Annotated in this window: 19 protein-coding genes; 11 read left to right on the forward strand and 8 right to left on the reverse strand. The window is 53.1% G+C overall.

Annotated features, from left to right (window positions below):
- Positions 1-4: 4 nt before the first annotated feature.
- From ACP15Y_RS11255 to ACP15Y_RS11280, 6 genes are all read right to left on the reverse strand, one after another.
- Entirely contained in the window at positions 5-832 is an 828-nt protein-coding gene (locus ACP15Y_RS11255; RefSeq protein ID WP_424983184.1) for an ABC transporter ATP-binding protein, read from the reverse strand.
- A gap of 73 nt (positions 833-905) precedes the next feature.
- Complete coding sequence (locus ACP15Y_RS11260) at positions 906-2,126, reverse strand: ABC transporter substrate-binding protein (protein ID WP_424983533.1); 1,221 nt, start codon at positions 2,124-2,126, stop codon at positions 906-908.
- A 97-nt stretch (positions 2,127-2,223) separates the two neighbouring features.
- Positions 2,224-3,288 carry a branched-chain amino acid ABC transporter permease gene (locus ACP15Y_RS11265; RefSeq protein WP_133573652.1) on the reverse strand — a complete coding sequence of 355 codons (1,065 nt, stop codon included), beginning with the start codon at positions 3,286-3,288 and terminating at the stop codon, positions 2,224-2,226.
- An 11-nt stretch (positions 3,289-3,299) separates the two neighbouring features.
- The gene (locus tag ACP15Y_RS11270) at positions 3,300-4,196 is read right to left on the reverse strand and encodes a branched-chain amino acid ABC transporter permease (RefSeq protein ID WP_424983185.1); all 897 of its coding nucleotides are present in this window, start codon (positions 4,194-4,196) and stop codon (positions 3,300-3,302) included.
- Entirely contained in the window at positions 4,193-6,181 is a 1,989-nt protein-coding gene (locus tag ACP15Y_RS11275; RefSeq protein ID WP_424983186.1) for an AMP-binding protein, read from the reverse strand. Before ACP15Y_RS11275 ends, ACP15Y_RS11270 begins: the two co-directional genes overlap by 4 nt.
- A 2-nt stretch (positions 6,182-6,183) precedes the next feature.
- Positions 6,184-6,975 carry an ABC transporter ATP-binding protein gene (locus ACP15Y_RS11280; protein ID WP_424983535.1) on the reverse strand — a complete coding sequence of 264 codons (792 nt, stop codon included), beginning with the start codon at positions 6,973-6,975 and terminating at the stop codon, positions 6,184-6,186.
- Positions 6,976-7,164: 189 nt separating this feature from the next.
- On the opposite strand from ACP15Y_RS11280, the gene ACP15Y_RS11285 reads away from it, so the two are divergent.
- Together ACP15Y_RS11285 and ACP15Y_RS11290 are read left to right on the forward strand one after the other, a co-directional pair.
- Entirely contained in the window at positions 7,165-9,123 is a 1,959-nt protein-coding gene (locus ACP15Y_RS11285; RefSeq protein ID WP_424983187.1) for a PAS-domain containing protein, read from the forward strand.
- On the forward strand, positions 9,120-9,839 hold the full coding sequence (locus tag ACP15Y_RS11290; protein WP_424983188.1) for a winged helix-turn-helix domain-containing protein: 720 nt from the start codon (positions 9,120-9,122) through the stop codon (positions 9,837-9,839). The genes ACP15Y_RS11285 and ACP15Y_RS11290 overlap by 4 nt, the downstream gene beginning before the upstream one ends.
- Here the strand turns inward: ACP15Y_RS11290 and ACP15Y_RS11295 are convergent.
- On the reverse strand, positions 9,836-10,303 hold the full coding sequence (locus tag ACP15Y_RS11295) for an Lrp/AsnC family transcriptional regulator (protein WP_424983189.1): 468 nt from the start codon (positions 10,301-10,303) through the stop codon (positions 9,836-9,838). The genes ACP15Y_RS11290 and ACP15Y_RS11295 overlap by 4 nt on opposite strands.
- 232 nt (positions 10,304-10,535) lie before the next feature.
- Here ACP15Y_RS11295 and ACP15Y_RS11300 point away from each other — a divergent pair, with 232 nt between their 5' ends.
- The 9 genes from ACP15Y_RS11300 (at position 10,536) to ade (ending at position 22,585) form a co-directional block, all read left to right on the forward strand.
- Entirely contained in the window at positions 10,536-11,798 is a 1,263-nt protein-coding gene (locus tag ACP15Y_RS11300; protein WP_424983190.1) for a 3-methyl-2-oxobutanoate dehydrogenase (2-methylpropanoyl-transferring) subunit alpha, read from the forward strand.
- Between the two features lie 3 nt (positions 11,799-11,801).
- Positions 11,802-12,818 (forward strand): alpha-ketoacid dehydrogenase subunit beta, encoded by a 1,017-nt coding sequence (locus ACP15Y_RS11305; protein WP_424983191.1) that lies wholly within the window; start codon positions 11,802-11,804, stop codon positions 12,816-12,818.
- On the forward strand, positions 12,818-14,413 hold the full coding sequence (locus ACP15Y_RS11310) for a 2-oxo acid dehydrogenase subunit E2 (RefSeq protein ID WP_424983192.1): 1,596 nt from the start codon (positions 12,818-12,820) through the stop codon (positions 14,411-14,413). The genes ACP15Y_RS11305 and ACP15Y_RS11310 overlap by 1 nt, the downstream gene beginning before the upstream one ends.
- Before the next feature lie 133 nt (positions 14,414-14,546).
- A complete protein-coding gene (locus tag ACP15Y_RS11315) occupies positions 14,547-15,977 on the forward strand; it encodes a methyl-accepting chemotaxis protein (protein WP_424983194.1) in 1,431 nt (476 codons plus the stop codon).
- A gap of 118 nt (positions 15,978-16,095) precedes the next feature.
- On the forward strand, positions 16,096-17,637 hold the full coding sequence (locus ACP15Y_RS11320) for an ABC transporter ATP-binding protein (protein WP_424983195.1): 1,542 nt from the start codon (positions 16,096-16,098) through the stop codon (positions 17,635-17,637).
- Entirely contained in the window at positions 17,634-18,719 is a 1,086-nt protein-coding gene (locus ACP15Y_RS11325; RefSeq protein ID WP_424983196.1) for an ABC transporter permease, read from the forward strand. The genes ACP15Y_RS11320 and ACP15Y_RS11325 overlap by 4 nt, the downstream gene beginning before the upstream one ends.
- Positions 18,719-19,639: an ABC transporter permease gene (locus ACP15Y_RS11330; RefSeq protein WP_424983197.1), complete on the forward strand. Its 921-nt coding sequence runs from the start codon at positions 18,719-18,721 to the stop codon at positions 19,637-19,639. The genes ACP15Y_RS11325 and ACP15Y_RS11330 overlap by 1 nt, the downstream gene beginning before the upstream one ends.
- A gap of 48 nt (positions 19,640-19,687) precedes the next feature.
- Complete coding sequence (locus ACP15Y_RS11335) at positions 19,688-20,761, forward strand: BMP family ABC transporter substrate-binding protein (protein WP_133573640.1); 1,074 nt, start codon at positions 19,688-19,690, stop codon at positions 20,759-20,761.
- Positions 20,762-20,878: 117 nt separating this feature from the next.
- Positions 20,879-22,585, forward strand: coding sequence for an adenine deaminase (gene ade, locus ACP15Y_RS11340; protein WP_424983198.1), 1,707 nt, complete (start codon positions 20,879-20,881; stop codon positions 22,583-22,585).
- A 238-nt stretch (positions 22,586-22,823) separates the two neighbouring features.
- On the opposite strand, the gene guaD is transcribed toward ade, so the two are convergent.
- On the reverse strand, positions 22,824-24,137 hold the full coding sequence (guaD, locus tag ACP15Y_RS11345; RefSeq protein WP_424983199.1) for a guanine deaminase: 1,314 nt from the start codon (positions 24,135-24,137) through the stop codon (positions 22,824-22,826).
- Positions 24,138-24,148: the final 11 nt, after the last annotated feature.

A 24,148-nucleotide genomic window follows, 5' to 3' on the forward strand; every position in this document is an offset into this window, starting at 1 on the left:
CCACCTAAAGCCAACGCTTGCGGCGTTTATAGCTTTTAATGTCTTTGAACGAACGGCGCTCACCGCCGCCGCCGAGATAAAATTCTTTCACGTCCTCATTGTCCATCAGCTCTTCGGCTGTGCCGTCGAGAACGATTTTGCCATTTTCCATGATGTAGCCTTCGTCTGCCACATGTAGCGCCATATTGGCGTTTTGCTCCACCAGCAAAATGGAGATGCCCAACTCACGATTGAGCCGCTTGATGATGCCAAACACTTCTTTCACCAGAAGGGGCGACAGGCCCATGGAGGGTTCGTCCATCAAGATCAATTTCGGTTTCGCCATCAAAGCGCGGCCAATGGCCAGCATTTGCTGCTCGCCGCCGGACAGATATCCGGCAAGGCCCGTGCGCTCTTTAAGGCGGGGGAAGAAGCGGAAGACTTCTTCAATCTCTTCTTTGATATTGGCATTGGGGCGCGAATAGGCGCCGAGGCGCAAATTCTCAATCACGGTCATATCTTGCAAAATGCCCCGGCCTTCCATCACCAAAAACACGCCCTTGCGCACCAGCGCCTCTGGGCCAATGTCTGTGATGTCCTGCCCTTCATAATCAATGGAACCGCGGGTTACTTCCCCATCTTCAGTGGCCAGCAAATTGGTGATGGCCTTCAATGTGGTGGATTTACCTGCGCCATTGGTGCCCAGCAAGGCAGTGATTTTACCGCGTTGCACATTGAGGTTGAGGCCGCGCAGCACGAGGATTACCTCGTTAAACACCACCTCAATATTGTTGACGGAAAGGATGGTTTCTGTCGCCATCGCTTCACCTGTTGCGGCTAATTGTGGTTTCATTTTATTCCTCCTTCCCGTCAGCTTGTTCTTGGCAGCGGGGACCAACGCCCCCGCTTAAAGTTTGTGGTTGCGATTAGAGGCCCAACCAGTCGTCACGACGTGGCAAGGTGGTTTCATTGATGCGCTCAATTTTCACTTCGCCATCATATGAACCTTGGTTGATCGCTACGGTCATCAAGCCGCGGTGGTCTGTGTCAGTCCAAGTTGAAGGCAAGCAAACGCCTTCAAGACCTTCAGGCACCCAATCTTGCTTGGCGTACATACCTTTTTTGATGTTTTCGCCAGTGATGCCGCCATTCTCTTTGGCCCAAGCCATGGCTTCCATCATGTAGTACGCTGAGCAAATGCCACGGATATAGTGGTGCGTTGGCTTGCCGCCATCAGCAAACTCGCCAGATTCAGCAATTTTGGTGACCAAATCCATGCCCGGCACATCCTGCCCATAGAATGGGGTTGAGGATGGGAAGATCATGTTTTTGGCTTGTGAAGCTTCGATGGTGACATAGTCGCCAGCCCACACATTGCCCATATAGTTGGCTTCTACGCCCACTGTGCCGCAAGATTTAAGCAAGGCCACAACGGAGCCGCCCAAATTGGCAAGATAGACATATTGCGCGCCGCTTTCCTTGATCGTGAGGCATTGGGCTTTAAAGTCACCCGGCGCCATGGGCACCACAACAGGGTCAGCCACCGTCATGCCCAATTCTTCGGCATAGGCCTTACACGCTTCTTTTGGCGCATTCGGATAAGGGTGATTATCGCCTGCGTGCAAGAAGGTTGGGTTTTCGATGCCTTTTTCCTTCGCATCTTCAGCCGCCCATTGGGCCAATGCCCGGCAGGTATCTGAATAGGAAGGGCCATAGAAGAAGTTATATGGCGCAGGCTTTTGCGTGGCTGGGTTTGTGCCTTGCGGGTCCGTCAAGTGTGCAGAATAAGATGCGGAGAAAACCGGGATCTTATCTTTTGCCACAAATGAGATCAGCGCTTCAGTATCGGCAGTGCCCCACCCCTGCATCGCCACCATATCGCGGCTAGACCATGCTTTATAAGCGGCCAAGGCTTCTGGCACCTTATAGGCATAGTCAAGCTGGGTGAGTTCAATTTGCGTGCCATCAATGCCGCCATTGGCATTTACATAATTGATGGCATCAAAAACACCGGGGCCATAGGCTTTACCCACAAAGGCAGTTGGCCCGGTATAGTCAACCAAGTGGCCAACAAAAACGCTATCTTGCGCCTGGGCCGATGCGCCCAGCAGCAATGATGCTGAAAGGGCCAATAAAGTTGTTTTCATGTGTTTCACTTTTGTCTCCTCTTTACCCTCGGCATATTGTTTTTTTTGGCGTTTCATAGCCGGGGAAGAACGCCTTTTCTTCAGGTCCCCAATCCCGCTAGCGCGAGAAGGGGAAGAGTTTCCAACTAGCGCGAATTTGCTGCCAGCGGTGGATGAGCCCCTCCGGCTCAAAAATCAAAAACAGGATGATCGCCGCGCCAATGGACATTTGCTTCACATAGGATTTGCCGCTTTCCATGGCCGGAAAAACTGTGGCTGCGATGGTGGTGATACTTTCCATGACTTGCGGCAGCAACAAGATGAAGGCCGCGCCCAGAATGGCGCCATAGACTGAGCCCAGCCCGCCAATAATGATCATGGCCAAGAACTGGATCGACAGCAGAATGGTGAAGCCTTCCACCGACACATATTCGAGATAATGCCCGAACAGCGCTCCGGCCAAGCCTGCGAAAAAGGATGAAATGCCGAAAGACAGAATGCGGTATTTGGTGAGATTGACGCCCATCACTTCGGCGCTCAAATAATGGTCGCGCACGGCCACAAAGGCCCGACCATCGCGAGAACGCAATAGGTTGGTCACAGCAATAGCGGACACAACCAACCAGAACAGCACCAGATAGAAATAGCGCAGATCATCGTCAAAGGCGAAGCCGAAGAAGCTGGGCCGCTCGGCCAATGCACCATACACACCGCCTGAAAACCAATCGGCGCGTGAGAAAAAGTCGGTCAGGATGAATTGTGAGGCCAGTGTCGCGATGGCCAGATAAAGACCTTTAATCCGCGCGGCGGGCACCCCAAAAATCATGCCAACGGCGGTGGTTAGGACTGCCGCCGCTGGCATGGCCAGTAAGGGAGGTACGCCATATGAATTCACAAGCCAGGCGCTGGCGAACGCGCCGAAACCGAAAAAGGCACCATGCCCCAATGAGATTTGCCCGGTGGTGCCCACCAGAATATTGAGGCCAATGGCCGCGATGGCATAAATGCCGATCAAGATAAGCTGGGTGAGCCAATAATTGCCGATAAAGGGCGCTGCCACGATCACCAACGCCAACAACACAAGCGCTGAGCGGGTTTCAAAGTGGGTTTTGAACAGCCGGTTATCGTCCTTATAGGTGGTGCGGAAATCACCAGCGGGGCGCGGATTAGGTACATATGACATATTGTTTCTCCTTAAATCCGCTCAATGTCTTTGGTGCCGAACAGGCCATAAGGTTTGATCATCAAAATGATGATCAGCACATAGAATGGCGCGATGGTGTAGAGATTGCCGAGCTTGAGATACTGGCCGTCAAAATATTCGGCGAGGTTTTCCAGCACGCCAACAATGATGCCGCCAACCACGGCACCAACGATGGAATCCAACCCGCCCAAAATCACCGCCGGGAACACTTTGATGCCCACAAAAGCGAGAGAATTGGACACCGAATTCACAATGCCAATCACAATGCCCGCCACGCCGGACACCATGGCCGAGATGGCCCATGCCATGGCGAACGTATGTTTGACCGAGATGCCCAAGCTTTGGGCAATTTGCTGATCGAAAGCGGTGGCACGCATGGCAAGACCATGCCGGGTGAAGCGGAAGAACCAGAAGAAAACGCCCATAATCACGATGGATAGGACAAGGGAGAGCAGGTAGGCCACTTCCACATTCAACCCAGCAATATTGACCACATCTGTGGTGCCAAACACATCTGGGAACCGTTTTGCATCATTGCCGAAAATCCAGTTCATCAGCGCCTGCATAAAGATAGACAGGCCAATGGTGACCATGATCACCGAGATGATGGGTTCGCCAATGAGCGGCCTTAAGATCACCGTTTGCACAATGATGCCGAAGGCCACCATGAAAATCAGAGTGAAGATAAAGGCGAGAAAGAAGGGCAATTGCATTTGGGTGACCAAAGCAAGGCAGACCCATGCGCCCAAGACCAGAAATTCACCTTGCGCAAAGTTCACCACCTGTGTGGATTTGTAAATCAACACAAAGCACATGGCGACAACGCCATAAAGCATGCCCACAATCAGGCCATTGACTAAGAGCTGGAAGAAGAGTTCCCATTTCATGAGGCAAGGCTCCTTTGATCTGATGCTTTCGGGGCTTGACTTAGATTTTCAACTTTGAGCGATGTTTTGATGCGCTGGGTGGTGCCATCTTGGAAAGAAATCACCGTATCAATCGCCACCCGCTCGTCGTCGGAATAAAGCTTTTCGATAATGTCGCCATATTTCTCGGCGATGACACCGCGACGCACTTTTTTGGTCCGGGTCAATTCGCCATCATCCGCATCGAGTTCTTTATAAAGCAGCACGAATTTTTGGATGCGCTGGGCTTCAGGCAAAGTCTCATTCACCCGCTCCACTTCCTCACGCATCAACTCGTAAACTTCTGGGCGCGCGGACAAGTCGGTATAAGTGGTGAAGGCGATGCGCCGTTGCTCTGCCCATTTGGAGACAATGGGATATCGAATGCAGATCATGGCCGCGATATAGGGCTGGTCTTTGCCCAAAATCACAGCTTCGGCCACAAAGGTAGAGAATTTCAATTTGTTCTCAATAAACTGTGGGGAGAAGCGGGTTTGCGTGCTGGTTTCTGACAGATCCTTGATCCGGTCGATCACCACCAAATGGCCTTTGTCATCCAAATAGCCCGCATCACCAGTGAGGAAGCGGCCTTGATCGTCAAAGGCCTCGTCGCTCGCGTCCTTGTTTTTATAATAGCCGCTCATCAAATTTGGGTGGCTGACGACAATCTCGCCTAAGCCCTCATGATCCGGGTTGATAATCGAGATTGTACATTCATGCATGGGGTAGCCCACTGAATTGTGGTCGACCTCGTCCCACTTATGAATGGTATAAGCACCCAAGCCTTCGGTTTGGCCGTAAAGCTGCTTGAGCGGCACGCCCATGGCTTGGAAAAACTTGAAGGTATCCGGACCCATGGCCGCGCCACCGGTAGCGGCGGACTTGAGCCGCGAAAAGCCCAAACGGTCGCGCAGAGCGCGGAACAAGATTAACTCGGCGACCTGATCGCGTTCGCCCTTTTCCAGCGCCGCAATGCCGCGCTCAACGCCCCATTCGAAAATCTTTTGTTTCCAGGGAGAGCTTTCCATCATGCGTGAACGAATATCAGCGGCCACCACTTCCCATACACGCGGGCTAAGCAACACAAAGTGCGGCCCAATCTCGCGCAGGTCGGACATGGCTGTGTCTTCACTTTCGGGGAAATTCACGATCATCCGGGCGACCAAATTCCACGCCACGGAATACATTTGCTCCATCACCCAAGACAATGGCAGCACGGCGAGATATTCATCGCCTGCGCTCATTGGGTCCGCTTTCAAATAGTTCACCGCATGGCCGAGAAATGCCGAATGTTTCCACATGGACAATTTTGGATTGGATGTGGTGCCCGACGTGGTGCACAAAACCGCCACATCATCTGTTTTGGTTGCCGCAACCATGTCTGCATAAGCATTTGGGTTTTTGGCGAGTATGTCAGCGCCGATTTTTTCGACATCCGCCAAATAGATCAAACGCGGATCATCATATTTCTGCATGCCGCGGGTGTCGTGATAAATGATCTTCTTGATGGACGGGATTTTATCCCCAAGCATCAAAAACTTATCGACCTGCTCTTCATCTTCCGCCACCACGATTTTGGGTTCGGCATAATTGATGAGGTAAGCAATTTCATCTTCCAACGCGTCACGATAAATGCCCAGGCTCATGGCCTGATTGGCATGGGCGGCCACCTCGCCCCACACCCATTCAGGGCGATTGTCGCCAATCAACGCCACCACATCGCCGGGTTGCACGCCAAACTCTTTAAACGCCAACGCCATTTTGGCCACGTGATCGTTAAATTGGCGCCAGGTGATTTCATTCCAAATGCCGAAATCTTTTTCGCGCTGGGCCACCTGATTAGGGTGAGCCTTGGCATTTGCCGACAGCAATTTCGGCAGCGTGTCTGCTTCCGCGACCGCTTTAAGGTGATGAGACCCGTCAGCCCATTGAATGTCACTGCCTGATTTTTCCGTGAGGTTGGCCATGATTATCCGACCTCCTTCTCATCATCCATAGAGAAATCATCAATGCCGAGATAGGCGGTTTTGACCTGCTCATCTTCCACCACGGCTTCCGGCAGGCCTTCAGCGATCTTCTGGCCGAAATCGAGCACAGCAACACGGTGGGAAATATCCACTACCACGCCCATATCATGCTCAATCATCACCACGGTGATGCCATATTGCTCATTGAGTTCGATGATGTAGCGGGCCATGTCCTCTTTTTCTTCAAGGTTCATGCCCGCCATTGGCTCGTCGAGAAGAATAAGCTTGGGTTGAATGGCGATGGCGCGGGCCAACTCCACTCGCTTGCGCAAGCCATAAGACAGAGAACCCGCAGGCTCGTTGCGCACATGTTGGATTTCGAGAAAATCAATAATGTCTTCAATTTCCGCGCGGGCCTCGGCCTCTTCTTTTTGCGCACCACCGACCCAATAAAGCATGCCGGTGAGGAAGTTGTTTTTCATCATATGGTGGCGGCCCACCAGAATATTGTCGATCACCGACATGTGGGAAAACAGCGCCAGGTTTTGGAATGTCCGACCAATGCCAATTTTAGCGCGATCATTGATGGACCGGGACAGCAAATCCTTGCCATCAAACTGGATCGCGCCTTCTTGCGGCTTATAGCGACCGGAGATGCAATTGAGCATGGATGTTTTGCCCGCACCATTGGGGCCGATCAGCGAGAAAATCTCGCCCTCATCAACGTGAAACGAAATATCGGTGAGTGCTTTCACACCCCCAAAACGCAAAGAAATGTTGGCTACATCCAACATCTTTGATGGTTCTGTCACAATTTTCCTCCCCAAAGGCGCTTGACCTCAACTGAATTTGAGTTTGGTCTATAAGCCGAAGTCAGTGCAATCCCTTTACCCATGTTTTAACCAGGAGGGGTTGCCAGATTATGCCCGACTTGTACGCAATTGTGACGAGCGCTATTTTCGGGTGGGGAGGACATTAACGCCATGGGCGACCACGAGATCAGCGACAGCCAAGCCGTTGAATTATTGATGCAAATTGAGGCGGGCCTTGATAATATTGATCAGGGCATCACCGTGTTTGACCAGAATTTGGAGCTGGTTTTTGCCAATAAAAGATTGGGCGAATTGCTGGATGTGCCGGCCCGGCTTTTAACCCGTGGCACCAAGTTTGAAGCGCTTATCCGCTACAATTCAGAACATGGGGAATATGGCCCCGGTGATGTGGAACAGCAGGTGGCCGAGCGGGTGCGCGTGGCGCGCGAATTTCGCGCCCACACGGTGGAGCGGGTGCGGCCCAACGGACGGGTGATCCGCGTTTCGGGCGCGCCGCTAGCCATGGGTGGCTTTGCCACCATTTACACCGACATTACCCAGCAGAGGCGCTATGAAATTGAGCTGGAAAAACGAATCAATGCGCAAACGCGCGATCTGCGCCGCTCGGAAGAACGGTTGCGGCTGATCGCCAATGAGGTGCCCGCGGGCATTGCCTATCTCGATCAAGATGAGGTGTTTCAATTCGTCAATCGGCGGTTTGCCCAAAGCTATGGCCAATCGGTGGATGATATTGTGGGGCACAAAAGCCAGGAGATTTTGTCGCCGCACATGCATGAGGATTCCGCCCCCTACTTTGCCCGCGCCAAGGCAGGGGAAGCGGTGGAGTTTGATCTGGAATTTGACCATGAGGACGGGCGCAAGCTGGAAATTCGCGTGTTTTTGCGGCCCGACATTCGCGCCGATAAATCAGTGCGCGGCTTTTATGTGCTCTCGATCAATTTCACCCGCCACAAGCAGGCCGCTGCCGCATTGTCACAAGCGCAGAAGATGGAGGCGATTGGGCGACTTTCGGCTGGGATTTCCCATGATTTCAACAATCTGCTGACCATTATTTTGGGCAATTTGCGGCCCCTAGCCGAGCAAATGGAAGACCCGCATTTGCGCGAAGAGATGGTGGCCCCGTCCCTCCGTGCGGCGAAACGCGGGGCAGAACTAACCCGGCAATTGCTGGCGGTGGCGCGGCGGCAACCGCTGGACCCAAAGGTGGTGAATTTGAATGAGGCGGTAGAGGAAGTCGCCAATTTACTCAAGCCTTCCCTGCCTGCGACCACGCAATTACGGCTGGACCTGCCACCCCAAAAATTGTGGGCAAAGGTCGACCCCGGCGCTTTAGAAAATGCGCTGTTGAATTTGGCGCTGAATGCACAAGCGGCGATTGAAGAAAGCACCCGCAAGGAGCATGGGCTGATTGAATTACGATTGGTGGCAGATGCGGATCAGCACATCAAAATCCAATGTCGCGACAATGGCACGGGCATGAGCCAAGAGGTGCAAAAACAGATTTTTGATCCGTTCTTTTCCACTAAGGTGCATTCAGGCGGCACTGGGCTAGGCCTTTCTATGGCGCAAAGTTTTGCGCAGATGTCGGACGGGGATATTGCGGTGAACAGCGCCATGGATTTGGGCACTGAATTTGAAATCTGCATTCCGGACGTGGCGGCCCCAACGCAGACTGAAGCTGTGCCGGAGGTGCCGCAACTTCCACACAAACAAGGGGCGTTGGCGCTTTTGGTGGACGACCAGGACGAGGTGCGCGCGGTGTTGCGGCGCGAATTGGTGGGATTGGGTTATGCAGTGCTGGAGGCCGAAAATGCTGCCGAAGCGATGGAATTGCTGGATGAGGTGAACGGCATAGAGCTGGTGCTTTCCGACATTGCGATGCCTGGCGGGATGAGCGGCATGGAGCTGGGGCACCATGTGCGTGACAATTTTGGCCATGTGGGCTTGATCCTGATGACCGGGCACGCCAATTTGGTGAAAAGCGATTTTGACCAAGGTCTAAACTGCCCCATATTGCGCAAACCGTTTGAGCACAATAGTCTCGCCCGCGCGATCCTTGCTGCTGAAGCGCAAGTGTCGCTGGCACGGGGGGAGCAAAGCGCCATATGAATCAGAAGCTGATTTATATCTTAGAAGATGATGCCGATGTGCGCGCGCTTTATGGCCGTGAGCTGAAAGCGCAAAAGTTTGAAGTGCAGGCGTTTGAAACCATCAAAAGCTTTGATGCGGCGCTGCTGGCGCAGACGCCGGCCCTGTGCATTTTGGACCTATCGCTGCCCGACGGGGATGCGCTGATGTTGCTGCGCGACACGGTGGGGAAATTGAACATTCCCACCATAGTGGTGAGTGGCCGCGGAGCCTTGGGCGACCGGGTGCTCGGCCTTGATTTTGGCGCCGATGATTATTTGGTGAAACCTGTGAACACGATTGAACTGGCCGCCCGCGCCCGCAGCCTGTTGCGGCGGGTGGAAAAGGCGCAACCCCGCGCCAATGCCAGCCTTGGCGACAAGCTGAAATTTGGCGATTGGCAGGTGGATTTTTCTACCTTCGAGCTGAGCTATAAGGACGGCACGTCAGAGATTTTAAGCGCCGCAGATGCCCGATTGCTGAAGGCTTTTTTGGGCATGCCGGGCAAAGTTTTGTCGCGCGAGCAATTGATGGACCTTTACGATCAGGATGGCGATGGCAGCTTTGACCGCTCCATTGACGCGCAGGTGTCTCGGCTTAGGAAAAAGCTGAAAGATACGGCGAAAAACCCAAAGCTGATCCGCACCGTTTATGGCGCGGGCTATATGTTCACGCCGCAGGTGGAAGCTGTTTCTTAATGGCTTAAATTGGGTAGGCGGTCGCGTTTGATGATGCGCCGGAGGGCGAAGCGGGAGCGGATGGAGCGTATGCCGGGCACGCGCGTGAGCTTTTCTTGCAAGAAGCGCTCATAGGAACCAAGATCGGCGGCGACCACGCGCATCAAAAAATCCTGACTTCCAGTCATGATGAAACATTCCATGATCTCTTCAAAACTCTGCACTTCTTTTTCAAAAAGCTGCAGCGCTTCAGCGCCCTGATTGTCTAGCTCAACTGACACAAAGATGGAGATGGGCAGGCCCAACATTTCCTGATTGACCGACGCAGTGTAGCCTGTGATCACGCCGCGATCTTCCAACGCCACAACCCGGCGCGCGCATGGGGTTGGCGACAGACCGACCTTTTCCGCAAGCTCATTGGTGCGCATACGGCCTTCTTCCTGCAAAATCGCAACAATCTTTCGATCAATGGCGTCAATCTTCATTTTTTCTCCAAAATCAACATCCATATTGAGATTTACGGCTAAAAAGCGTATGGTTCAAGGGCTATTTTAGTGAGAAACTGCGCAAAGCTTGTGCCAATATATGCATAATTGGGGGGAGCTAGGGTTTAAAATAAAGTCAGCATAACTGACCAATCTCCCCAAGCCAGATTAAGACGACTAAGTCGAATTTCGCGCGACATCAGGTGCATCATAAGCACCGGAGGAGATATTCATGTCTGACCAAAAAATGCCGGAAGCCACCGGCCCGCTATCTATTTACGTGCCAGAACCGCCAACGCGCCCGGGCGACACACCAGACTTTAGCTATATTGATGTGCCCAAGGCAGGTGCAGTTGAATGCCCCGCAATCGATACCAAGCCTGAAGATATGCGCGACCTCGCCTATTCGATTGTGCGGGTGTTGAGCCGCAAGGGCGAAGCCGTTGGACCATGGGCCGATTTTTTGGGCGAGGATTTGAATGATGAAAGCCTGTTGCGCGGCCTGAAAGACATGATGAAAACCCGCATTTTTGATGCGCGGATGCTGACGGCGCAGCGGCAAGGCAAAACCAGTTTTTACACCCAATGCTTGGGCGAAGAAGCGATTGCCACCGGCTTTCAGCGCATGATGCGCAAAGGCGACATGAACTTTCCCACCTATCGGCAGCAAGGCCTGTTGATCGCGGATGGATGTTCCATGTTTGACATGATTTGCCAAATCTATTCCAACGAAAAAGACAATTTGGACGGGCACCAATTGCCCTGTCTTTACTCCTTTAAAGAACATGGCTTTTTCTCCATTTCCGGCAATTTGGGTACGCAATATGTGCAGGCAGTTGGCTGGGCAATGGCGTCTGCCATTTCCGGCGATGACAAGATTGCCTCGGCTTGGATTGGCGACGGGTCGACTGCGGAAACTGACTTCCATTCGGGCATGTTGTTCGCCTCTGTCTATCAGCCACCTGTTGTGCTGAACATTGTGAACAACCAATGGGCCATCTCCTCCTTTAACGGGTTAGCTGGTGGGCGCAATGCGCCATTTGCCGCGCGTGCCCATGGTTATGGTTTCCCTTCCCTTCGCGTGGACGGCAATGACTATCTGGCCGTGTTGGCGGCGTCCAAGTGGGCGACTGAACGGGCGCGGCGTAATTTGGGTCCGACCCTGATTGAATGGGTGACTTATCGCGTGGCGGCCCACTCCACCTCAGATGATCCCTCCGCCTATCGCCCGAAAGAAGAGAGCGATGCGTGGCCCTTGGGTGATCCGGTGGAGCGGTTGAAGCTGCACCTCATTAAAAAAGGCGCATGGTCTGAAGAGCGACACACCCAAGCCATGGCGGAAATTGAAAGCGAAATGATCGCCATTCAAAAAGAAGCCGAGAAATATGGCACGCTCAATCGCGGCAAAGGCCCTGATCCTGAGAAGATGTTTGAAGGCGTTTACAAAGAAATGCCAGATCATCTGGTCCGTCAACGTTTGGAATTTGAGGCGTAAACCATGGCACGCATGACGATGATTGAAGCCATCCGCGATGCGATGGATGTGAAAATGGGCATGGACGAAGATGTGGTCGTGTTCGGTGAAGATGTGGGCTATTTCGGCGGCGTGTTTCGCTGCACCCAGGGCCTGCAAGAAAAATATGGTAAGCATCGCTGCTTTGATGCGCCAATCAATGAAAGCGCCATTGTGGGCGCGGGCATTGGCATGGCGACCTATGGCAAGCGGCCCTGTATTGAAATCCAGTTTGCCGACTATGTACTGCCAGCCTATGACCAGATTGTTTCGGAAGCGGCACGGATTCGACACCGTTCCAACGGGCAGTTCACCGCGCCGATTGTGATCCGCATGCCCACGGGCGGCGGTATTTTTGGCGGGCAAACGCACTCGCAAAGCCCGGAAGCCATTTTCACCCATGTGAGCGGGTTGAAAACTTTGATCCCATCTAACCCTTATGATGCCAAAGGCATGTTGATCGCGGCGATTGAAGATGATGATCCAGTGATCTTTTTGGAGCCGAAGCGGCTTTATAATGGTCCGTTTGACGGGCACCACGAAAATGCAGTGACGTCTTGGGCCAAGCATGAAAAGGGCGAAGTGCCGGAGGGACATTACACGGTGCCGATTGGCAAAGCCAATGTGGTGGAAAAGGGCATGGATGTGACCATCCTCGCTTATGGCACCATGGTTTATGTGGCCCAAGCGGCAGCAAAGGAACAAGGTATTGATGCGGAGATTATTGATCTGCGCTCGCTATTGCCGCTCGATTTGGACACGATTGTGCAATCGGTGGAGAAAACCGGGCGCTGCGTGGTGCTGCATGAGGCAACATTGACCTCTGGCTTTGGTGCTGAATTGGCGGCGCTGGTGCAGCAGCACTGTTTCAAACATTTGGAAGCGCCAGTGTTGCGTGTTGCGGGGTGGGACACGCCTTATCCGCACGCGCAGGAATGGCACTATTTCCCCGGCCCGAAACGAGTTGGCAAGGCGCTTAAACGCGCAGTGGAGGCACAATAATGGGTACGCATATTATCAAACTGCCCGATGTTGGCGAAGGCGTTGCCGAAGCTGAATTGGTGGAATGGAACGTCAAAGTGGGTGACGTGGTTGCCGAGGACGAGGTGATCGGCGCAGTGATGACCGACAAGGCCACCGTTGAAATCCCCTCGCCGGTGCAAGGTGAAATCACTTGGTTGGGTGCCGAGGTGGGCGACATTGTTTCTGTTGGATCGGAAATCGTGAAGCTTGCCACCGTCGGCGATGAGGATGAGGCTGAAGAAACTGCACCTGCCCCTGTTGCACAGCAAGAAGAAGCACCCGCCGATGATGCGCCGAAAAGCGCAGCCAAAGGCGGCTATGTGATCAAGCTGCCAGATGTGGGCGAAGGCGTTGCCGAAGCTGAACTGGTGGAATGGAACGTCAAAGTTGGCGACATGGTCGCAGAGGATGAAGTGCTTGGTGCAGTGATGACCGACAAGGCCACCGTTGAAATCCCCTCGCCCGTGCAAGGTGAAATCACCTGGTTGGGCGCAGAGGTCGGCGATGTGGTTTCCGTTGGGTCGGAAATTGTGAAGCTGGCGACTTTGGAGGGCGAAAGCGGGTCACATGAAGCGGATATTCATGTGATTGAAAATGATATCGCGCCGGAACCAGGTGCAGTGCCCGCCGCAACTCCAGAAGCGGACAGCAAGGCAGAAATGTTGCCACCGCGTGCATCTGGCGAAAAAGTGTTGGCGGCGCCTGCTGTGCGCAACCGCGCCAAATTCCTCAATCTGGATTTGAGCCAATTTTCGGGCACTGGACCGGAAGGCAGCATCAGCCATGAAGATTTGGACCGCTATTTACTGAGTCAGCAGGCCAAGAGTGGCAGCGCCGCCGCGAGCAAGCCTGCCGCGCCTTATGCAGGCACCGGCAATGAGCCAACCAAAGACGTGAAAGTGGTGGGCCTTCGGCGAATGATTGCGGAAAAGATGAGCGTGGCCAATGCCCGCATTCCGCACATCACTTACGTAGAAGAAATTGATGTGACCGAACTGGAAGGGTTGCGGCAAAGCCTGAACGCGCAAAAGGATGAAACGCAAACCAAACTGTCGCTTTTGCCATTTTTGATGAAATCGATGGTGACCGCACTTTCTGAGCAGCCCGGCATCAATGCGCATTTTGACGATGATAATGGCATTGTGCACCAGTTTGAGCATGTGCATGTGGGCATTGCGGCACAAACCAATAATGGCTTGATGGTGCCTGTGGTGAAAAATGCGCAAAATCACGGCCTGTGGTCGAGCGCGAAAGAAATCGCCCGGTTGGCGCAAGCGGCCAAGGATGGCAGCGCCAAACGCGAAGAACTGACCGGCTCAACCATCACCATCACCTCGCTGGGGGCGCTGGGCGGGGTTGTGAACACCCCGGTGATCAACCATCCGGAAGTGGCGATTGTGGGCGTCAACAAAATGATGACCATGCCGAAGTGGGATGGGGAGAAATTTGTGCCCCGCAAAATCATGAACCTTTCCTCCAGCTTCGACCATCGCGTGGTGGATGGATATGACGCGGCGGTGTTTATCCAGCGTGTAAAATCATTGCTGGAAAAGCCGTTGATGATTTTCTCGTAAATCAAAGAAGCTGTTGAAAATGCATCAAGGTCGCCCAAGTGGCGGCCTTCTTCTGTTCAGAATTAATTAACGTAAACGTTTCGTTACCATTCTTGAACTAAACTCCCGCGCATGTGCGGGGGAGAACGCCTTTATGGTGAGCGCGACAGCAAATATAGAATCGAACTTGGTCGACGACCAAACTATGGCAGATATTGGCCATCGGGTTGAGCGGCTAGGCATTGAAATTGCTGACGTAAATGGTGTGGCCAACGAATTGGCTGCCCTCGGCGTGCAACAAGCCCAAAATATCCGCACAGTTACCCGTACGTCTAATCAGGTGTTAACGACCAGCACCAAGCTGGCCAGCTCCATGGCGGAGGCGGCGCAATCTGCCGAGCAGGCCGAACTGATCCTCACCGCCAGCACGGCGCAAATTCAAAATACGATCACCAAAAATAATAATCGTATGCAAGAATTGAGCGCCAATAGCCTCAATTTGAAAGAGAGCCTTGGCAGCGTTGACGGCAATGTGCAGGAAGTGCGCGTGGCGAGCCGCGCCATAGGGCAGATTGCGCGCGAAACACAACTTTTATCGCTTAACGCCAGTGTGGAAGCAGCGCGGGCGGGAGATGCCGGGCGCGGCTTTGCCGTGATCGCCGCTTCAGTGAAAACGCTTGCCGATCAAATTCAGGGCTTTGCCGACCAGAACGCGCAAAGCCTTGAAGAGTTGGTGAGTGTTTTGAGCAATTTGCAAGAGCGCAGCCACTCCAGCGCGCAAAGCGCCACGCAAGCCATTGAGGAAAGCGCGGCCGCCCATGAGGCGAGCACGCAATTGACCAATCTTTCGCAAAGCGTTTCAAAACTTGTGAAAGACATTGAAGGGCTCAAAGCCCCGGTGGATGAAAATATTCATGCGTCGAAATCCATCAATCAGGAATTGAGTGACCTCGACCAAAGCGTGAAACATTTTGAAAATCAGCTTGGCCAATTGCAGGGCCGCGCCGATTCCATTTTAGATATTTCGGAAGATTTGATGGTGTTTATTGCCCAATCAGGCGTGGAAACCAGCGACACCAAGATCATTCGTCTTTGTGAGAAGGCTGCTCGGCAAATTGAAGCACAGATGCAGGATGCAATTGCACAGGGACAATTGAGCAAGCGCGCCGCATTTGATCGGCAATATAAGCAAATTCCCAACACCAATCCGGTGCAATATTTCACCGAATATGTGGATTGGACTGATGCCCATTGGCAGCCTATTTTTGAAAAAGTGCAGCAAGCGGACCCGCGCATCGTATTTGGTGCGGCGATTGATGTGAACGGCTATTTGCCTACCCACAATGTGATTTATTCAAAGCCACCTACCGATGATGCGGAGTGGAACGCTGCCAATTGCCGCAATCGGCGTATTTTTAATGACCGCACCGGACTTTCAGCGGGGCAAAACACCAAACCGTTTCTGGTGCAAACCTATCGTCGCGATATGGGCAATGGCGAATTTGTGTTGATGAAGGATGCCTCCGTGCCAATCTATATTGAAGGGCAACATTGGGGTGGCTTGCGGATTGGCTATAAGGTGTAAAAAACCGAACAATATTTTGCCAATTGGTCAAATTATCCACAATTGTTTTCAAGTAACTTGCGCATAAATCACGAAATCGTCATAATCTCTACCAACGAGGGCATTCGGGCGGGATGATATGACGCAAAATGGCGAGAAGCAGCTGCTTCAGCTTGACGGCATTTCCAAATATTATGGCAGTTTTAAAGCCAATGATCGTATTGATTTAACGATCGTACCAGGGGAAATCCATGCCCTGTTGGGCGAAAATGGCGCTGGCAAATCCACGCTAGTGAAAATGCTTTATGGCAGTTTGCAGCCAGATGAGGGCCGCATTTTATGGCAGGGCAAAGCAGTGAACATTGCCAACCCAGCGGAAGCGCGGGCGCTTGGCATTGGCATGGTGTTTCAGCATTTCTCGCTGTTTGATGCGTTGAAAGTGGCGGAAAATATCGCACTGGCTATGCCAAAAGATCAAAAACTTTCAGACATTGCGACACGGCTTGAGGCTGTATCGAAAGAATATGGTTTGCCACTTAAAGCTGATTCCCGCATTCACGACCTCTCTGTTGGCGAACGTCAGCGAGTGGAGATTGTGCGTTGCCTGCTGCAAGAACCCAAATTGCTGATTTTGGACGAGCCGACTTCGGTGCTTACGCCGCAAGAATCGGAAGATTTGTTTAAAGTGCTGCGGCGGCTTTCAGGCGAAGGCACGGCCATTCTTTACATCTCCCATAAACTTGCCGAAGTGCAGGCGCTTTGTCAGAACGCGACCATTTTGCGCCATGGCGAAGTGGTGGCTGATTGCATCCCTGCTGATGAGACGCCACTAAGCCTAGCGAAGATGATGGTGGGCGATGACATTCATGAAATCTCTCCCCGCGCCACCAGCAGCGACGACACGAAAGTGGTGTTGGATGTGAAAGGGCTTTCCGCCCCCGGACTCACCGGATTTGAGACCAGCTTGAAAGACATCAATTTCAGCGTGCGCATGGGCGAAATTGCCGGCATTGCAGGGATTGCTGGCAATGGACAAAATGAATTGTTTGCGGTTTTATCTGGCGAACGCACCTCGGCCCCGGACATGATCACCATTGACGGTGATCCGGTGGGGCAACGTTCAATTTTGCAACGCCGCAAATTGGGCGCCATGTTTGTTTCAGAGGAACGGCTTGGCCATGGGGCGGTGCCTGAAATGAGCCTTTCGGACAATGTGGTGTTGACCCGCCATGGGCTGGAGAAAGATTTGGAATCCGGTCCGTTTATCCGCCACGGCACGGCAAAGAAAATCAAAGACAAAATTGCCGAAATGTTTGATGTGCGCAAAGGCAATGATGACCCGACGGCCATGTCACTTTCTGGTGGGAATTTGCAAAAATTTGTGCTGGGCCGCGAAGTGATGGCTGGGGCAAAATTGGTGATTGTGAACCAACCCACTTGGGGCGTGGACGCTGGATCCGCTGCGCAACTGCGGCAAAATTTGATTGATCTTGCGGCAACTGGCGCCGCAATTTTGGTGATCTCACAGGATTTGGATGAGCTGTTTGAAATCTCAGATCGCTTAGCGACAATGGCAGAGGGTGAGCTTTCAGAATTTGTGCCCACCAGCAAAACCAACCGCAATGAGGTTGGATTGAAAATGACCGGGGCCTTTGTGCCTGCAGAGGGAGCGCACGTATGAGACTGGAACTGATCAAGCGCAGCGCCCCCGCCCCCGCCATGCGCATTCTATCCCCCCTATTGGGTCTATTTTTGGCTTTGATTGCGGGCGCCATCATGTTTGCTGCGCTGGGTAAAGCGCCAGATCGGGCGCTTTATGCCTTTTTCATCGAGCCCGTTTCTGAGATGTGGAGCGTGCATGAACTGTTGATCAAAGCTGCACCACTTATTCTGATTGGCGCGGGGTTGTGCATTTGCTTTCAATCCAACAATTGGAACATTGGCGCAGAAGGGCAAATGATTGTTGGGGCCATTTTTGGTGCCGCCTTGCCCATCTTGCTGCCTGATGTGCAGAATTTTTTGATCCTACCTCTGATGCTGATTTGTGGCATTCTCGGCGGCATGCTCTATGGCTTTATTCCGGCACTTTTGAAGGCCAAGTTTAAGACCAACGAGATTTTGACCAGCCTAATGCTGGTATATGTAGCGCAAATGTTGCTCGATTGGCTGGTTCGCGGCCCATGGCGCAACCCAGAAGGCCTGAATTTTCCTGAATCTCGTCGCTTCCATGAATGGGCGCGAATTCCCGAAATGATGCCTGCAGATGGTCGCGCCAATTGGGGCTTTGTGATTGCCGTTGTGGTGGCGATTGCCCTTGGCGTGATGCTGGCGAAAAGCCTGAAGGGCTTTGAGGTGAAGGTGATCGGTACCAGTCCAAAGGCGGCGCAATTTGCCGGGTTTGATGCGAAGAAGATGATCTTTTTCTCTTTCCTTTTGGCGGGCGGCTGCGCCGGGCTGGCGGGCATTATCGAAGTGGCAGGGGCCACCGGGCAATTGCGGCCGACCGTGTCGCCCGGTTATGGCTTTACCGCCATTATCGTCGCCTATTTGGGGCGGTTGAACCCTATTGGGGCCATTGTGGCTGGCCTTGTGTTGGCACTTACTTATTTGGGCGGCGAAGCGGCGCAAATCAGCCTTGGACTATCCGACAAGATTGCACGTGTGTTCCAAGGTCTCATCCTGTTTTTCGTGCTCGCCTGCGACACGCTGATTCTTTACAAAATCCGCCTGACTTTTGGCGCTGCGCATAAGGGAGCCGCATAATGGGCATGACAGAAGCCATTTTGTTGACCATTGCCACCGCGGCAACACCGCTTTTGATCGCCGCGATTGGCGAATTGGTGGTTGAACGGTCGGGCGTGTTGAACCTTGGTGTTGAAGGCATGATGGTGATGGGCGCGGTTGGCGGCTTTGTGGTGGCCAGCCTAACAGGCAACCCATGGCTAGGCGTGTTGGCGGCGATTGCACTGGGCGCGATCACGTCCTTATTGTTCGCTTTTCTCACGCTGACTTTGGCGGCCAACCAGGTGGCCACGGGCCTATCGCTCACTATTTTGGGGCTAGGTGCCTCCAGCCTGATGGGCGAGCAATTTGTGGGCCAAGCGGGCAAGAAACTGGCAAATTTGGATTTGCCCGTGCTCACCGATATTCCGTTGATCGGGCCGCTTATTTTTGGCCAAGATCCTATCTTTTATATTTCCATCGCGCTGGTGTTTGGCGTGAGCTGGTTTTTGTTCCGCACCCGCGCAGGACTAACCTTGCGCTCCATTGGCAATAACCACCATTCGGCCCATGCACTGGGCATTCCCGTGTTGCGCTATCGCTATTTGGCGGTGATGTTTGGCGGCGCATGTGCGGGGCTGGCGGGCGGACATTTGTCGCTGGTTTACACGCCACAATGGGTGGAAAATATGACTGCTGGGCGCGGCTGGATTGCGTTGGCGCTGGTGGTGTTTGCCTCTTGGCGGCCCGCCCGCGTTTTAGCTGGCGCATATCTATTTGGTGCGGTATCTATTGGACAATTACACGCGCAAGCGTTGGGAATTGCAGTGCCCTCACAATTGCTCACCGCGTTGCCATTTTTGGCGACCATTGTGGTGCTGGTGCTGATTTCACAGAATGTTCGGGCGACGTTGATCAACACGCCCGCAATGCTTGGTCGGCCTTTTGTGCCTGATCGATAAACAATAAAAGTTTGGCATGTTGCCAAATCAAACCTCGGAGGTGAAGAGATGAAAAAATTGCTGATCGGACTTGCTGGCGTTGCCGCAATGTCGCTTGGCATGGCTGCTTCTGCTTTGGCAGAAGACCCCATGAAAGTTTGCTTTGTTTATGTTGGTTCAAAAACTGACGGTGGCTGGACCCAGGCCCACGATATTGGCCGCCAGGAACTGCAAGCACATTTTGGCGACAAGATTGAGACGCCTTTCATTGAGAACGTGGCAGAAGGCCCACAGGCTGAAGGCGTTATTGAACGTTTCGCCCGTTCTGGCTGTGAATTGATCTTCACCACAAGCTTCGGCTTTATGGACCAAACAATGGCCGTTGCTGAGCGCTTCCCTGATGTGAAGTTTGAACATGCCACTGGATATAAAACGTCAGAAAACGTAACCAGCTATAACTCACGCTTTTACGAAGGTCGCTATATTCTCGGCCAAATCGCTGCGAAAACCAGCGAAAAAGGCGTAGCGGGTTATATCGGTTCATTCCCAATTCCAGAAGTTGTGCAAGGCATCAACGCTTTCACTTTGGGTGCCCAAAGCGTGAACCCAGATTTCAAACTGAAAGTGGTTTGGGTGAACTCATGGTTTGATGCGGGTAAAGAAGCCGATGCGGCCAAAGCCCTGATCGACCAAGGCGTTGATATTTTGACCCAGCACACTGACTCCACCGCTCCAATGCAAGTGGCAGCAGAGCGCGGCATCAAAGCATTCGGCCAAGCCTCTGACATGATTGCTGCCGGCCCAGAAACTCAATTGACTGCGATCGTGGACACTTGGGGTGCATATTATATCAAGCGCGTGCAAGATGTGATGGACGGCACTTGGGAAAGCCAATCAACTTGGGATGGTTTGGCAGAAGGTATTCTTGAAATGGCGCCTTACACCAACATGCCAGACGATGTGAAAGCCATGGCGGAAGCCACAGAGGCGGCCATCGTTTCAGGCGAGTTGAAGCCATTTACCGGCCCAGTGAACAAACAAGATGGTTCTGTTTGGTTGGCTGAAGGCGAAGAAGCTGAAGACGGCGTTTTGCTCGGCTTGAACTTCTATGTTGAAGGCGTTGACGATCAATTGCCTCAATAAGGCTGAAAAGCTTGGTTAAGTTTAAGGGCGGGTCTTTTGATCCGCCCTTTTCTATTGGATCTATACCGTTTATAATATTTGACCAAACGATAAAATAATTGAGTGGGGGAGCAGGCGATGGATAAGGCAGAGTTGGCCAGAATGATCCAAGCGGGTGCGGGCAAACGCAAAGCAGATCTGGTGATCAAAAATGTGCGCTTGCTCGACATCATCACCGGGGACATCGCCACCAGCGATATCGCCATTGTCGGCAACCGGATTGTAGGTACCCATGCCAGCTATGACGGCGAGCGGGAAATTAATGGCGCGGGGCGCTATGCGGTGCCGGGCTTTATCGACACCCATTTGCACATTGAAAGCTCGCTGGTGTCGCCAATGGAGTTTGACCGCTGTGTGTTGCCTTATGGGCTGACCACCGCTATTTGCGACCCCCACGAAATTGCCAATGTGCTGGGCGCAGACGGAATCAAATATTTTCTCGACGCGTCTGAACGCAGCCTGATGGACATTAAAGTCAACCTTTCCTCCTGCGTGCCTGCCACAGCGTTTGAGACATCTGGCGCGGAATTGCTGATCGAGGACTTGCTGCCCTATCGCGACCATCCGAGCGTGATCGGGCTGGCAGAATTTATGAATTTTCCCGGCGTGATCAACACCAATGATGAAGTGCTCGACAAGCTGCTGGCGTTTCAGGATGGACATATTGATGGCCACGCGCCATTGCTGCGCGGCATGGATTTAAACGGCTATCTGGCCGCCAAAATCCGCACGGACCATGAATGCACCAGTGCTGACGAAGCGCGGGAGAAAATGCGCAAAGGCATGGCGATTTTGATCCGCGAAGGGTCTGTGTCGAAAGATTTGAATGCGCTGGCCGAGGTGCTGACCGCGGAAAGCTCCAGCTTTATGGCGTTATGCACTGACGACCGCAATCCGTTGGATATTCATGAAGAAGGCCATTTGGACAGCTTGATCCGGCGCCTGATCGCAAAAGGCTGCCCGACGCATCATGTTTATCGCGCAGCAAGCCATTCAGCGGCGCGAATTTTCGGTCTTGATGATCGGGGTATTGTCGCGCCGGGCTGGCTGGCGGACATCGTGCTGCTGGATGATTTAGAGCAGTGCGCGGTGAGCGATGTGGTCAAATCTGGCCAGTTGGTGGATGAAGCCGCTTTTGCGGCGCGGCCTTCGCTTGAGCCGATTGGGCTTCATTCGATGAAAGCGCAAAAGACTTGCCCCGATCAGTTTAAAGTGCCCGCTAGCGAAGGCAAAAACCTGACCCCGATGATGGGGGTTAAGCCAGGGCTGATCCTCACTTTTCGTGAAGAGGGCGTGTTGCCGCGCGAGGACGGCATTTTGCAACCAGACCCGGCGCAGGACGCTATTCAGGTGAGCGTGGTGGAGCGGCACGGCAGGAATGGCAATATTGGCCATGGGTTTGTGAAAGGGTTCGGGCTGAAACAGGGGGCGATTGCGTCGTCGGTAGGCCATGACAGCCACAACATCACTTTGGTGGGCACCAACCCGGATGATCTAAGCGCTGCCGCCAACCGCATTATCGAAATGCGCGGTGGCTTTTGCGTGGCGCATGAAGGGAAGATTTTGGCGGAGCTGGCTCTGCCTATTGCCGGGCTGATGAGCGAGCTGCCGTTTGAAGAAGTGGCCCATGCTTTGGAGAAGCTGCGCGATGCGGCGCATGGGCTGGGGTGCACGCTGCCTGAGCCGTTTTTGCAGGTGGCCTTTTTGGCGCTGCCGGTTATTCCGCATTTGAAGATGACAGATTATGGGCTGTTTGATGTGGATGCGTTTGATTTTGTGAAGTGAAGTGCGTGTCACACAATAAGTGACACGCCTGTGTAACCGTTGGTGCTGCATGGATTACCGGATCAAGTCCGGTAATGACGGTGGAGCGTAGGCAGATGATTCACACAGAAACAAACTCACATGAGCCGCAGAGCGCCACAACCCCACCGTGCCGCCCCGGACCTGATCTGGGGCCTACTTGCCTATATTTGCATTGATATTTGGTCCCGGCTCAAGGCCGGGACGGCGGCTGGGGATGTTAGCCAGCCAGTTTCGACTTCAGCGCTTCCCCGGCGACATAGGTTTCTACGATGGCACGGTCGTCGCCCATGGTTTGCAGGAGGAACAGCTCTTGCTCCAGATCGTGCACCGTTTCCATGCGCAGCTTCATCACCGGGGTTGCTGCGGCGTCGAGGACGATAAAGTCGGCATCGCTGCCTTCGTCCAAAGTGCCGATACGGTTTTGCAGAGAGAGGGCTTCGGCATTGCCTAATGTCGCTTGGTAAAAGCTAACCAAAGGCGGTAGGCGCTGGCCTTGTAGTTGCAGCACTTTGTAGCCCTCATCCATGGTGCGCAGCATGGAGATGGAGGTGCCGCCGCCAATATCGGTGGCCAAGCCAATGCGGCCCTGTTTTTGGTCGCCTTCCATGTTTTGCCAATCAAAATGGCCGGAGCCGATAAACATATTTGATGTAGGGCAGAAGACGGCTACGGAATTGGTGTCAAACATGGCGTCGCGCTCGCGGTCGCTCATATGGATGCAATGGCCGAACAAGGATTTGTCGCCCACCAGCCCATATTTTTCATAGATGCCGAAATAGTCACCCGCTTCAGGATAAAGCTCGTTGGTGAAGGCGATTTCGTTTTTGTTTTCGTTCAAGTGGGTTTGAATATGCAGGTCTGGAAATTCTTTCGCCAACGCCCCTGCGGCTTCCAACTGTTCTGGGGTGGAGGTGATGGCGAAGCGTGGGGTGATCACATAATAATTACGGCCCAGCCCGTGCCATTTTTCAATGCCAGCTTTGGTGTCGTCATAGGAGGATTGTGGCGTGTCAGTGAGCGCTTCTGGCGCTTCTCGATCCATCATCACTTTGCCGCCCAGCATCAGCATATTGCGGTGGGACGCGGCGCTGAAATAGGCATCGACGGAGCCGGGATGCACCGAGCAAAAGGCGCTGGCGGTAGTGGTGCCATTGCGGATGAATTCATCAATTAAATGGTCTGCGATCCGCGCGGCATGAACCGCATCGCCAAAACGTTGCTCTTCCACAAAGGTGTAAGTGTTCAACCATTCTAGCAGTGACCCAGCATAGGACGCCAGCACCTGCATTTGTGGGAAGTGAATGTGCGGGTCGATAAAGCCCGGTAGGATCAGCTTGCCGCGATGATCGTCAATCTGGACATTTTTGTCGGCTTTGGCTTTCACCTCATCATAGGCGCCCATGGCCGCAATGGTGCCATTACGCACCATCAAAGCGCCATCCTCAATATAGCGATAGGCGCTTTCATCATCGCGCGCCTGCGGTTTCGCGTGGAAGCTTAGCAAGCGCCCACGGACTAGTTTTTCACTCATATTGATCGGTC

The sequence above is a fragment of the Maritalea sp. S77 genome (assembly GCF_049801075.1).
Classification (GTDB): Bacteria; Pseudomonadota; Alphaproteobacteria; order Rhizobiales; family Devosiaceae; genus Maritalea.

Excerpts from the sequence above, each read along its gene's own strand:
- ACP15Y_RS11270 (WP_424983185.1), bottom strand. The coding sequence starts at position 4,196 with ATGAAATGGGAACTCTTCTTCCAGCTCTTAGTCAATGGCCTGATTGTG.
- ACP15Y_RS11325 (WP_424983196.1), top strand. The coding sequence starts at position 17,634 with ATGAGACTGGAACTGATCAAGCGCAGCGCCCCCGCCCCCGCCATGCGC.
- ACP15Y_RS11280 (WP_424983535.1), bottom strand. The coding sequence starts at position 6,975 with ATGTTGGATGTAGCCAACATTTCTTTGCGTTTTGGGGGTGTGAAAGCA.
- ACP15Y_RS11300 (WP_424983190.1), top strand. The coding sequence starts at position 10,536 with ATGTCTGACCAAAAAATGCCGGAAGCCACCGGCCCGCTATCTATTTAC.
- ACP15Y_RS11295 (WP_424983189.1), bottom strand. The coding sequence starts at position 10,303 with ATGAAGATTGACGCCATTGATCGAAAGATTGTTGCGATTTTGCAGGAA.
- ACP15Y_RS11330 (WP_424983197.1), top strand. The coding sequence starts at position 18,719 with ATGGGCATGACAGAAGCCATTTTGTTGACCATTGCCACCGCGGCAACA.
- ACP15Y_RS11310 (WP_424983192.1), top strand. The coding sequence starts at position 12,818 with ATGGGTACGCATATTATCAAACTGCCCGATGTTGGCGAAGGCGTTGCC.
- ACP15Y_RS11290 (WP_424983188.1), top strand. The coding sequence starts at position 9,120 with ATGAATCAGAAGCTGATTTATATCTTAGAAGATGATGCCGATGTGCGC.
- ACP15Y_RS11315 (WP_424983194.1), top strand. The coding sequence starts at position 14,547 with ATGGTGAGCGCGACAGCAAATATAGAATCGAACTTGGTCGACGACCAA.
- ACP15Y_RS11305 (WP_424983191.1), top strand. The coding sequence starts at position 11,802 with ATGGCACGCATGACGATGATTGAAGCCATCCGCGATGCGATGGATGTG.
- ACP15Y_RS11320 (WP_424983195.1), top strand. The coding sequence starts at position 16,096 with ATGACGCAAAATGGCGAGAAGCAGCTGCTTCAGCTTGACGGCATTTCC.
- ACP15Y_RS11335 (WP_133573640.1), top strand. The coding sequence starts at position 19,688 with ATGAAAAAATTGCTGATCGGACTTGCTGGCGTTGCCGCAATGTCGCTT.
- guaD (WP_424983199.1), bottom strand. The coding sequence starts at position 24,137 with ATGAGTGAAAAACTAGTCCGTGGGCGCTTGCTAAGCTTCCACGCGAAA.
- ACP15Y_RS11255 (WP_424983184.1), bottom strand. The coding sequence starts at position 832 with ATGAAACCACAATTAGCCGCAACAGGTGAAGCGATGGCGACAGAAACC.
- ACP15Y_RS11285 (WP_424983187.1), top strand. The coding sequence starts at position 7,165 with ATGGGCGACCACGAGATCAGCGACAGCCAAGCCGTTGAATTATTGATG.
- ade (WP_424983198.1), top strand. The coding sequence starts at position 20,879 with ATGGATAAGGCAGAGTTGGCCAGAATGATCCAAGCGGGTGCGGGCAAA.
- ACP15Y_RS11260 (WP_424983533.1), bottom strand. The coding sequence starts at position 2,126 with ATGAAAACAACTTTATTGGCCCTTTCAGCATCATTGCTGCTGGGCGCA.
- ACP15Y_RS11275 (WP_424983186.1), bottom strand. The coding sequence starts at position 6,181 with ATGGCCAACCTCACGGAAAAATCAGGCAGTGACATTCAATGGGCTGAC.
- ACP15Y_RS11265 (WP_133573652.1), bottom strand. The coding sequence starts at position 3,288 with ATGTCATATGTACCTAATCCGCGCCCCGCTGGTGATTTCCGCACCACC.